This is a genomic window from Ruegeria sp. AP7 (assembly GCF_056539905.1).
In genome coordinates this window covers 131055-141501 of sequence record NZ_JBQFVT010000011.1, presented here as the reverse complement: position 1 = coordinate 141501, position 10447 = coordinate 131055, and the positions used below count along the sequence as shown (strand labels likewise).

Genomic DNA, 10447 nt, shown 5'->3' with positions numbered 1-10447 from the left:
GAACTCAATGAAAGGCCGAGAATGACCTTGAATTACTTCTCACCGGCAGAGAAGTTCGAAGAGTGTGTTGCGGCGATCGGTTGAATCGGCACCGCAATGCAGACGTTGAATTCTCGCAAAATATGGCGCCAAAAGTGCTGATCGGCTGTCTCCGCTAATTTCATGACCCTTTCGCCGCGAGTTAGTTCGCCGGTAATTTCCCGCTCATAAATTCGAATTAATCTGAGCGCGTATTGTACTACACCTCCTAGTGCCTAGCTAAGACAGGCGGAGGGAGAGAACCGCCAAACAATTGAAAAACAAGGCTGTTGCGCGTGGGTGTCTTCATTCGCGCGAAGCTGAAATCATGGCCGCTGGGCGAGGGATCGGCACCTTAACCTTTGAAGGAGACCATTATGGCAGCACTTGAGCAGGGAACATGGGTCATCATCGCAGACGGGGAGAAAGCTCTGGTGATGGAAAATATCACCGACGCGCAAGACCCCAATCTGGTTGTCGTTTCAGTTGAGGAACAAGACAGCGTGACAGCAAAGCCGACGGATCGGGCTGGGCGCAGGTCTGATATCGGTCCCAACCAGAAATCCGCCGTGGAAGAGGACACATGGAGGGCTCACGCCAAGTCCTTGTTCGTGCAGGATGTGGCAAATCTACTGAATCGTAAGGGCCTGAAGGGTGCATACAAACGCCTGGTGTTAGTGGCTAGTCCGCATGTTTTGGGCCTGTTGCGTCGCAGATTGCACAGCAAAGTGCTCGCTAAGGTGGTAGCAGAAGTTGATAAGACGCTGACCAACCATCCGATGCACAAGGTTGAACAGATACTCAGGACTCGATTGGCCAAACCTGCCTGAAGAGAGGTGATCTGCGGGCGGTTCACACCGCCCGATTACCGTCTTTTTAATTCAGCAATCGACGAAGTTCGGACATCGCTGCCTCAGGCGTGGTGACCCAGGTAATAAACTCTGCCAGTGAAGCGTCGGCAAAGCCTCGACCAATAAGTTGCTCCAGCAATGTATGCAGCGCGTCCCAGTAGCCATCTACATTCATCACCAGAATGGGTTTGTCATGCAGACCCAACTGCCGCCATGTGAGGGCTTCGAACAACTCGTCCAATGAACCAGGTCCGCCAGGCAAGACGACAACGGCATCGGCATTCATGATCATGACCTTCTTGCGTTCGTGCATCGTTTCGGTCACGACAAAGCGGGTTAAGTCAGTTTTACCAACTTCGCGTTGCAACAAGTGGACAGGGATCACTCCAAAAGTATCACCATCAGACGCCTGTGCCGCACGGGCTACTTCGCCCATCAGACCCACATCTCCGGCTCCATAGACTAGCCGCCAGCCTTCTTTGGCCAGTATGGTCCCAAAGCTTTGGGCGGCGGCGGAGTAGGCGGGATTCACTCCATTGCGTGACCCGCAATACACACAGACCGATTTCTGAGACATGGGTTGGGCTCTCTGCTCTTGTGTTAGGGGTTTTGACCCGTGATAGCGGGATTGATAGGTTGGCTCAACCGCTCCTGGGAATGTGTGCCAAATTGGCCAAGTACCGGGCGGAGTGAAAGGATAAGAATGAACGCCAAATCGGGAAGCGGAGGTTCTGGTACCTTCATATGGGGTCTGGTCGCCGGGATCGTTGTGGTGCTCGTTGCGGGCGGATTATATCTGTCAGGTCTGTTTGACCGACCTCAGGAACTGGCTGAGCCAGAAGCAGTTGAAACATCTGAACCGAACGTAACAGCCAAGCAGGAAGCCGAGGAACCCGCAGATATCCAGCCGGATGAACAGACGACAGAAGCTAGCGAACCTGCGCCTGCTACGCCCGTCGAGAGCACCGAGCAAGCCGCTGTAATCGGAGAAGAGCAAGTGCAAGAGAGAGAAGAGCCGGAAACCCCGGTTCTGGCGGTGCCGGTGCTGGATCAGATATTTGTCGAACCCGATGGAAACGGATTGCTGTCCGGTAGCGCCGAACCGGGGGCCGAGGTAAATGTTCTGCTCGACGGTGAGACTATTCATCGCTTTGTTGTCGACGCAAGCGGTCAGTTCGCTGAATTCGTATCGATCCCATTTGGAGACGACGCTCGCGGGCTGGTTCTTGAAACCCGGAGTGGAGAAAGTACCAGCCGGTCAGATGACTATCTGATCGCAGCGCTGCCAGAACCGGTCTCGCCAGTCGAGTCAGAGCCTTCTGCCGATGAGCCGGTCAAAGAAGTTGCTGAGGCGCAGACCGTGGTCTCCGAAACAAACGATCAGCAAGCAGCCGACGAAGCCGAGACCGAAGAAAATGAACCCGAAGTTGCTGGCACCGTAACGCCGCCCGCAGATCAGGCGGCGCCCGCGACTGAAGCACAGTCCGAAACAGTTGACGTGCCTGATCAACAAGTCGCGATCCTGCGCTCGGGCGAAGAAGGTGTTGAACTCGTGCAACCGCCCACCGTGCTGGACACACCGCCGGAACAGATCGCATTGGACACGATCGGGTATTCAGACGTTGGCGATGTGGAGTTGACAGGGCGCGCTCAGGACGGATCTGCAGTGCGCCTGTATCTGGACAACAAACTTGTTGCTGACCTTGAGCCTGCAACGGATGGACAGTGGCGTGGTGAGGTCGAGGGTATAGATCCCGGCGTTTACACCCTACGCGTGGATGAGGTTGCTCCGGATGGGACAGTTGTCAGTCGGCTTGAGACTCCGTTCAAACGCGAGCCCGTCGAGGCTCTGCGTGCAGCCGAAACAACCGAGGCGGGTGAAACCCCGTCGGGAACTCCTGCGATCCGCTCCGTCACGGTTCAAAAGGGCGATACACTTTGGGCGATTTCTCGGGACAGGTTCGGAGATGGCGTGTTGTACGTTAAGCTGTTTGAGGCCAACAAGGACTCGATCCGTGATCCGGACTTGATCTATCCAGGGCAGATTTTCACTATCCCTGAGTAAAAAAGACCACTGGCCCAACACCGGGCCAGGGCTATCTCTGACCGCAGTTAAGGTACGTGATGAGGCAACCATCCGCGATTCAATCCGAGCCGGACGAACAACGTTCAGGCTGGCGCACGATCCGCAAGGTAGCACCCTATCTTTGGCCTGAAGATGAGCCATGGGTCAAACGCCGTGTGGTTTGGGCGATGGCGATGCTGGTGCTGGCCAAGTTGATCGCTGTTTATACACCGATCCTGTATAAGGGCGCAGTTGATGGACTGGCGGGTGAGGGCGTGCCACCGATTGCGCTGGGTGCGATTGGTTTGACGGTTGCCTATGGGGTTGCCCGCATGATGACCGTCGGGTTCCAGCAATTGCGGGATGCGTTATTTGCACCAGTTGGTCAACGCGCGTTGCGGGCTTTGGCGCTTGAGACGTTTCAGCATATTCACCAGCTTTCGATGCGTTATCACGTGACGCGGCGCACGGGTGGTCTGAGCCGAATTATCGAGCGCGGGGTGAAGGGCGTTGAATTCCTTTTGCGTTTTCTGCTCTTCTCGATTGGGCCACTGATCCTGGAACTGCTTCTGGTGTCGGTCATACTGCTGTGGCTGTTCGACGTCTGGTATCTGGTCGTCGTCGCGGTAACGATCGCGCTTTATATCTGGTTCACCTTTGCGGTGACTGAATGGCGCGTGAAGCTGCGGCGCGAGATGAACGATCAGGATACCGAAGCCAATCAGCGCGCCATCGACAGCCTTCTAAACTTTGAAACGGTTAAATATTTCAATGCCGAGATGCGCGAAGCAGAACGCTATGACGTCTCGATGAAAGGCTATGCCCAGGCTGCATTGAAGACGGCTTATTCGCTGGCATTCCTGAATTTCGGCCAATCGTTCCTTATCACTTGTGGTCTGATTGGAGTGATGGTTCTGGCCGCCATAGGCGTGCAAAAAGGATCATTGACTGTGGGCGACTTCGTGATGGTCAACGCATACATGATCCAGATTACGGTTCCGCTGAACTTTCTGGGCACGGTTTACCGCGAGATCCGGCAGTCACTGGTGGATATGGGGCAGATGTTCGATCTGCTCGAACAACCGGCAGAAGTGACAGACAAACCTTGTGCGCCAAACCTCAAGGTAGATGGTGGAGAGGTCAAGCTTGAAAACGTGCATTTCGGATATGAAGCGGATCGCGAAATCCTGAAGGGTGTGTCGCTGACGGTGCCTGCCGGGCAGACCGTGGCGATTGTCGGGGCGACAGGTTCAGGTAAATCCACCATTGGGCGGCTGCTGTTCCGGTTCTATGACGTCACAGGAGGCGCATTGAAGATCGATGGGCAGGACGTGCGCGATGTCAGCCAATCGAGTCTGCATGCCTCGATCGGGGTGGTTCCGCAGGATACGGTCCTGTTCAATGATACGATCCGATATAACATCGCCTATGGGCGCGAAGGGGCGACCCAGCAGGATGTTGAGGCCGCCGCTAAAGCCGCTCAGATTCACGATTTCATCGTCAGTCTGCCTGATGGGTATGACACCAAGGTCGGCGAACGTGGCTTGAAATTATCAGGTGGTGAAAAACAACGCGTTGGTATCGCCAGAACGCTTCTGAAAAACCCGCCGATCTTGTTGCTGGATGAGGCGACCTCGGCCTTGGATACGGAAACCGAGCAAGACATCAAGGACGCTCTAGCACGTGCAGGTGAGGGCCGGACTGTGATCACTATCGCTCATCGTCTTAGCACAATTGCCGAAGCAGACCGGATTGTTGTGCTTGAGCGAGGTGAGATCATCGAGCAGGGCACGCATGATGAGTTGCTGGGGCATGAGGGGCGATATGCCCAGCTGTGGAGCCGTCAGCAATCCGACAGCCAAGCGGCCTGAGCTCAACGGCCCTTGCAACTGATGATTGTGCGGATCGGTTTAAAAGAAAATCGGTCGCTGCGATACGGTTTTCCGTTTGACGCGGACCCGCCGCCGCGACACTGTGCGCGCCGAAACAAAGACAAGGAATAACCTTATGAAAATGCGAGCGGCGGCGGTGTTGGCTGCAACACTAATGATGGCGACTTCGGCAGCAGCTGAGGATCTGGAATTCTTGATTATCAACGAAACCAGCTATGATCTGGTTGAGTTCAACGTGTCTTCGGCCTCGTCCGGCAGCTGGGAAGGCAATCTGCTTGAGGGTGGTTATCTGGGTGCGGATTACGAAGTGGGCGTCCTCATCGCGGACGGGCTAACCACCTGTGTCTATGACATCCGCGGTGTTTTCAGCGACGGAGAATCGATTGAAGACTATGGTCTGAACCTGTGCGATCTGGGCGAATACGCGTTCGTCGAATAACACTTCTGCCAGAAACGAAAAGGCGAGCCCGAGGGCTCGCCTTTTTTTATTCCGCCGCCTTCAGCGGGGTTGTTGGTGGATGATCTGGCCGGTCGTCCAGAGCGCTCTGATCAGGGGCAACTCGGTCCGGTTCATCGGTCCAGATCATCTCGGCTGCTTGCACATCTCGCGCGCTTTGGCCGATTGCCATGTCCTGCGCGATCTGGCTGGACCGTCCCGCCGTGGCGCGCGCCAGCGCCTTACCCAGCCATACCGCGTAGGTTGTGACCCAAACCCGTAGCGCCAGGAATGAAGGCGTGACGATCAGAGTCAGCACCGTGGCCGTGCCGAGGCCAAAGACCACCGCCGTCGCTAGCTGTTTCCACCACAGCGCCGTGGGGCTGTCGATCGAATACCCGCCACCGATGAAATCCAGCGACAGGCCGAACATCATCGGGGTCAGACCCGCCATGGTCGTCAACGTGGTCAACAGAACCGGACGGATACGCGCCTCGGCGGTGCGGACGATGGCATCGATACGCGACATGTAACCGCTGTATTCCTGATAGGTGTCAATCAGAACGATGTTGTTGTTCACAACGATACCAGCCAGAGCAACGATGCCCGTTCCGGTCATGATGATCGAGAACGGTTGCTGCATGACCATCATGCCCAGCAACACGCCGGTCGTAGACAGAACCACGGCCAGAAGCACCAGCACCGAGTTGTAGAACGAGTTGAACTGCGCCAGCAGGATCACAAACATCAGGCCCAAGGCCGCAAGAAACGCGCTGGAGAGGAAGGCCTGGCTTTCAGCCTGATCTTCCTGATCGCCGGTCCACTCCCACGCGATGGTGCGGCCGAACGGGTCGGTCTGCAGCCATTCGGTCAGTACAGCAATCCGTTCATTCGGATTGATCAGGGCAAACCGAGCGTCACCGCTTTCGATGGCGGACCGCACTTCGCCCACATTCTCGGCACCGGTCAGTTGCACCAGCTCAAACTCAGACCCGTCCGTATTGGTGATGATGGTGCCGGTTGGCGTGGAACCTTCGCCAATCGCGCGCACGGTGGCCAGACGCAGTTCTGCGCCGTCCGGGCCAGTGGTCACGATCTTGCTCAGCCCCGGCTCGACATCCGCTTTCACGTCATAGTAACGCTGTTGATCCACGCGATTGATCTCGGCAAGCTTAGCCACCGGTTTGCGGGTGACAAAGTTCGACAGGGGGACCAACCCGTCTGGTGTACGAACTTTCAGCGTATCCAGCGTCGACAAGACACGATCCTGATCGGGCAGGCGGACACGGATTTCAACTTCTTCATCGGTCGAATCCGGACGCATCTCACCAAGCAGGATACCGCGTGTCACAAGCTGTACCATCGCGCCTACGGTTGCGACGTCAGCGCCGAACCGGCCCGCCTTGGCCACGTCCACGTCGATCTGCCAGTCGATGCCGGGTAGGGGCAGGGTGTCCTCGATCTTGATCAGGCCGGGGGTGGTATCAAACGCCTCGCGCGCTGTGAGCGTGGCCGCGGTCAATTCTTCCCAGCTATCGCCCTTGATCCGCAGATGAACGGGCTTGGCCGAGGCGGGACCTTGCTCCAGCGCCAGAATATCAACGATGAAGCCGGGAAGAGTTGCTAACTCTGCGGTGAGTTCTTCCAGAACAAAATTGCCGTCATATTCGGCTGCAACTTCCTCCTTTGCAAAGCCGAGCAGACCAGCAATCGGTCCCCAGAACCAACCGGTAATCTGCTCAGAGCTGATTGGGCGATCTTCCCAAGGAATGAGCTCGAACTGCACACGGCCAATAGTGTCGGCTGGGGCTTCTGCTCCGCCATTGTTCTGATTCAGACCGCCTTCGCCCGCAAAGGCAAATACGTTGATCACTGCCGGATGTTCACTGATGACGCGTTCGGCCTGAAGAACCATCTCGTCTTTTTCAGCCAGAGACAGGTTGCCACGCGCCCGAACATAGGCTGTAGCCTGTTCCGGTTCGCTCTCGACGAAGAATTCGACACCGCGCGAGTTCTGCGGGAACAGGATGAACGCGACCCAGAATACCGCCGCAAAGACTACGGCGATTGATACCACCGGCATGACCGGATTGCCGACCAGGAACTTAATCACGTAACCAAAGGGCGTGTGCTCTTTTGTGGTATGCACATGTTCATCCGGGGCCCGTTCGATCTTGGCTGCGCTCAGCGTGACCGACCCGGCGAATGCGCCGAACAGGAACAACAGCACACCAGCGAGTGAACCGCCGGGCAGCAGATAGTTGGGGTTCAAGACCTGCATTGCGCCAAGGAAGATCATGTATAGCGATGGCGGCACCAGAAGCGCGCGCACCCACCATGGTGCGCGTGCCCGCAGCCAGTTCGAACTGCGCTCGAAGCTGCGGCTCATACGGCCCGAGACACCACCCACAACCGGCAGGTAGATCAGTGCCACGATCAGCGAAGCAGACAGAACGAAGATCAGCGTGATCGGCAGCATCTTCATGAACTCGCCGGGTATACCGGGCCAGAACAGCATGGGAAGGAAGGCGCATAAGGTCGTGGCGGTTGAAGAGACAATCGGCCAGAACATCCGCTGCGCAGCTTCGACATAGGCGTGCATCGGGCCGACGCCTTCTTTGATGCGCTTGTCGGCATATTCCACCACAACGATGGCACCATCAACAAGCATACCCACCGCAAGGATCAGGCCGAACATCACCATATTCGAGATTGTGACCCCGATCATCGCCAGAAAGGCGAAGCACAACAGGAACGATGTCGGGATCGCAAAGCCCACCAGCAACGCGGCGCGCGTTCCCAGAGATGCCAGAACCACGATCATCACAAGCGCGACGGCGGTTAGAACCGACCCCTCCAGCTGACGCACCATCGAATCGACAATGCGGCTTTGGTCGTTCGAGGTGCCGACATCAACCGCGGCCTGCAACTCGGCTGGCCAATTGGTCTGAGCCTCTGCGACGGTGGATTTGATCAGCGCGACGGTGTCGATCAGATTGAAGCCTTTGCGCTTGACGACCTGCAGTGCGACGGTGGATTCTCCGTTGAACCGGGCCGTGCCAGCGCGGTCCTCAAAAGTATAGTTAATCTCGGCCAGTTCACCCAGGGTGACGACGCGGTCACCATTGACCTTGACGGGCAGGCCATAGACGTCCTGCGCGGTCTTGAATGACGAAGGGATCTTGACCGAGAACGTGCCCTGCTCGGTTTCAACCTCACCCGCCGCGATCAGTTGGTTGTTGTTCTGCACAACGTTGATCAGTTCAGCGGCCGTAACGTTGTACGCCTCAAGCCGGAGCGGGTCGATCACGACCTCAAGCATTTCGTCGCGGTTTCCAGCGATACCGGCCTCAAGCACCGCATCCAACGCCTCAAGCTCGTCCTGCAGGTCTTTGGCAACGCGCGCCATAGTGCGCTCGGGGACTGGACCAGTCAGGTTGACAATGACGATAGGAAACTCTGAGAAGTTGACCTCGGTAATCGTATACTGCTCGGCCCCATCAGGGAAATCGGCCTGAGCGCTGTTCATGGCATCGCGCACATCAGCGATAGTGGCGGATTTGTCCCAACCGAACTCGAATTCCAGCAGAACGCCCGCGTAGCTTTCAGCAGCAGTGGCGGTCATCGAATCTAGCCCGTCGAGATCGGCCATCTCGGTTTCCATCGGCTTGATCAGTAGGCTCTCGCTATCCTCCGCCGAGATGCCCGGAAACTGGACCGACACGAAGAGCATCGGGATATCGATATCCGGCTCACCCTCTTTCGGCAGCCCTACATAAGCATATCCGCCGATAACCAGCGAGATCGCGATGAAAGCCAGAACCATTCTGGCACGGCTTGCGGCCCAACTGACGATACCCGTCATTGCGATGCTTCCCTGTAGGTCGGCGCAACGGTTACGCCGCGTGTCACGAATTCCTGACCGATCACGATAATATCTGCGGTTTCTGGCAGGCCGCCAACCCAAACACCCTCGGCAGTGTCGCGCAGCAGGCGGATTGGAACGAAATCGACAACGTTGTCAGCGACAACGGTGCGTACACCAAGTTCGCCTTCATTGTTCAGGGTCAATGCGGATTGCGGCAGCAGATGTGCTTTGACGCCCTCGGCAGCGATTTGGATGTTGGCGGTCTGGCCATCACGGATCAGAAGTTCCGGGTTGGGAACGGTGATCTCCACCTCGAACGTGCGGGTGGTTTCATCGGCCGAGCGGCTCAGGAAGGTGACGCGCCCTTCAACCTGCAAGCCTGTGACCAATTGTGCAGACGCCATCGAACCGACGATAATCCGGTTCACTTCGGTTTCAGGCACAAAAGCCACCAACTTGATTGGGTCGAGCTGGATAACGGTTGCACACAGCGAACCGGGCTGCATCAGGCTGCCCAATTCCGCGGTATCGCTTTCCAGCAGCCCCTTGAACGGTGCCTCGATAGTGAGGCGATCTATCTCGCGTTGGGCGGCTGCAACCGCTGCAGTGGCGGCTTCAATACCCGCTTGCGTTGATTCCAGACCAGCCTCAGCGGATTTGATGCCAGCCTCGGCGGTGCTCATTTCGGCCTCGCTTGAGATGCGGCGCGTTTCCGAACCGAACCCGGTTTCAGACAGCTTGCGTGCTGCTTTCAGATTGATTTCAGCCTCGGCCAGACGAGCATGAGCCTCTTCGATACGTGCTTCGGCTTCGGGTACACGGCTTTCGGCTTCAAGCTTTGCAGCCATCGCTTCAGCCAGACTTGCGGGGCGGGTGCCGGGATCCAGCTCACACAGTAGATCACCCGCTTCGACAAATGCGCCTTTGCGCTTTGGCTCGGACACGACGGTCGAGGTCGTCTCAGCCAGTACCTCGACCTGGCGATTTGCCTTGGTTTGACCGCGCAACTGGACCGCACTGCCGATTTCGCGCGCAGTCGAACGCACCACGACAACACCTATCGCATCCGGAGCAGGCACGGATTCCGAAACCTCAGTTGCGGCTTCAGCAGGCTCATCCCCGCGACCAGCGAACGCAAAAAGCGTGTCGCGTTCGAATACAAGAAAATACAACGCAATAATAACCAAAACAGCGTTAACGAATGAAATCAATCGCATGCGGTACAATCTCCAGATCTGTTCGCGCGGCTGGCTTTCGCCTCTATCACTTGAAATGGGGTAATAGAAACGGCTTTTCCATACTAAACTGAATAGTTTG

Annotated in this window: 7 protein-coding genes; 4 read left to right on the top strand and 3 right to left on the bottom strand. The window is 56.7% G+C overall.

What is annotated here, in order from left to right; all coding sequences use genetic code 11:
• Positions 1-395 precede the first annotated feature (395 nt).
• Positions 396-848: a host attachment family protein gene (locus ACR0KN_RS17755; protein ID WP_480655399.1), complete on the top strand. Its 453-nt coding sequence runs from the start codon at positions 396-398 to the stop codon at positions 846-848.
• Positions 849-894: 46 nt separating this feature from the next.
• On the opposite strand, the gene ACR0KN_RS17750 is transcribed toward ACR0KN_RS17755, so the two are convergent.
• Positions 895-1446: an LOG family protein gene (locus ACR0KN_RS17750; protein ID WP_480655397.1), complete on the bottom strand. Its 552-nt coding sequence runs from the start codon at positions 1444-1446 to the stop codon at positions 895-897.
• Positions 1447-1572: 126 nt separating this feature from the next.
• On the opposite strand from ACR0KN_RS17750, the gene ACR0KN_RS17745 reads away from it, so the two are divergent.
• The 3 genes from ACR0KN_RS17745 to ACR0KN_RS17735 all read left to right on the top strand — a co-directional run bounded on the left by ACR0KN_RS17745 (position 1573) and on the right by ACR0KN_RS17735 (position 5265).
• Complete coding sequence (locus ACR0KN_RS17745; RefSeq protein WP_480655395.1) at positions 1573-2934, top strand: LysM peptidoglycan-binding domain-containing protein; 1362 nt, start codon at positions 1573-1575, stop codon at positions 2932-2934.
• A 59-nt stretch (positions 2935-2993) separates the two neighbouring features.
• A complete protein-coding gene (locus ACR0KN_RS17740; RefSeq protein WP_480655393.1) occupies positions 2994-4805 on the top strand; it encodes an ABCB family ABC transporter ATP-binding protein/permease in 1812 nt (603 codons plus the stop codon).
• A 136-nt stretch (positions 4806-4941) separates the two neighbouring features.
• Entirely contained in the window at positions 4942-5265 is a 324-nt protein-coding gene (locus ACR0KN_RS17735) for a hypothetical protein (protein WP_480655391.1), read from the top strand.
• A 46-nt stretch (positions 5266-5311) separates the two neighbouring features.
• Here ACR0KN_RS17735 and ACR0KN_RS17730 read toward each other — a convergent pair whose 3' ends face one another.
• Entirely contained in the window at positions 5312-9127 is a 3816-nt protein-coding gene (locus tag ACR0KN_RS17730; RefSeq protein ID WP_480655389.1) for an efflux RND transporter permease subunit, read from the bottom strand.
• Positions 9124-10347, bottom strand: coding sequence for an efflux RND transporter periplasmic adaptor subunit (locus ACR0KN_RS17725; protein ID WP_480655387.1), 1224 nt, complete (start codon positions 10345-10347; stop codon positions 9124-9126). Before ACR0KN_RS17725 ends, ACR0KN_RS17730 begins: the two co-directional genes overlap by 4 nt.
• Positions 10348-10447 lie beyond the last annotated feature (100 nt).

Excerpts from the sequence above, each read along its gene's own strand:
- ACR0KN_RS17755 (WP_480655399.1), top strand. The coding sequence starts at position 396 with ATGGCAGCACTTGAGCAGGGAACATGGGTCATCATCGCAGACGGGGAG.
- ACR0KN_RS17735 (WP_480655391.1), top strand. The coding sequence starts at position 4,942 with ATGAAAATGCGAGCGGCGGCGGTGTTGGCTGCAACACTAATGATGGCG.
- ACR0KN_RS17725 (WP_480655387.1), bottom strand. The coding sequence starts at position 10,347 with ATGCGATTGATTTCATTCGTTAACGCTGTTTTGGTTATTATTGCGTTG.
- ACR0KN_RS17750 (WP_480655397.1), bottom strand. The coding sequence starts at position 1,446 with ATGTCTCAGAAATCGGTCTGTGTGTATTGCGGGTCACGCAATGGAGTG.
- ACR0KN_RS17740 (WP_480655393.1), top strand. The coding sequence starts at position 2,994 with ATGAGGCAACCATCCGCGATTCAATCCGAGCCGGACGAACAACGTTCA.
- ACR0KN_RS17730 (WP_480655389.1), bottom strand. The coding sequence starts at position 9,127 with ATGACGGGTATCGTCAGTTGGGCCGCAAGCCGTGCCAGAATGGTTCTG.
- ACR0KN_RS17745 (WP_480655395.1), top strand. The coding sequence starts at position 1,573 with ATGAACGCCAAATCGGGAAGCGGAGGTTCTGGTACCTTCATATGGGGT.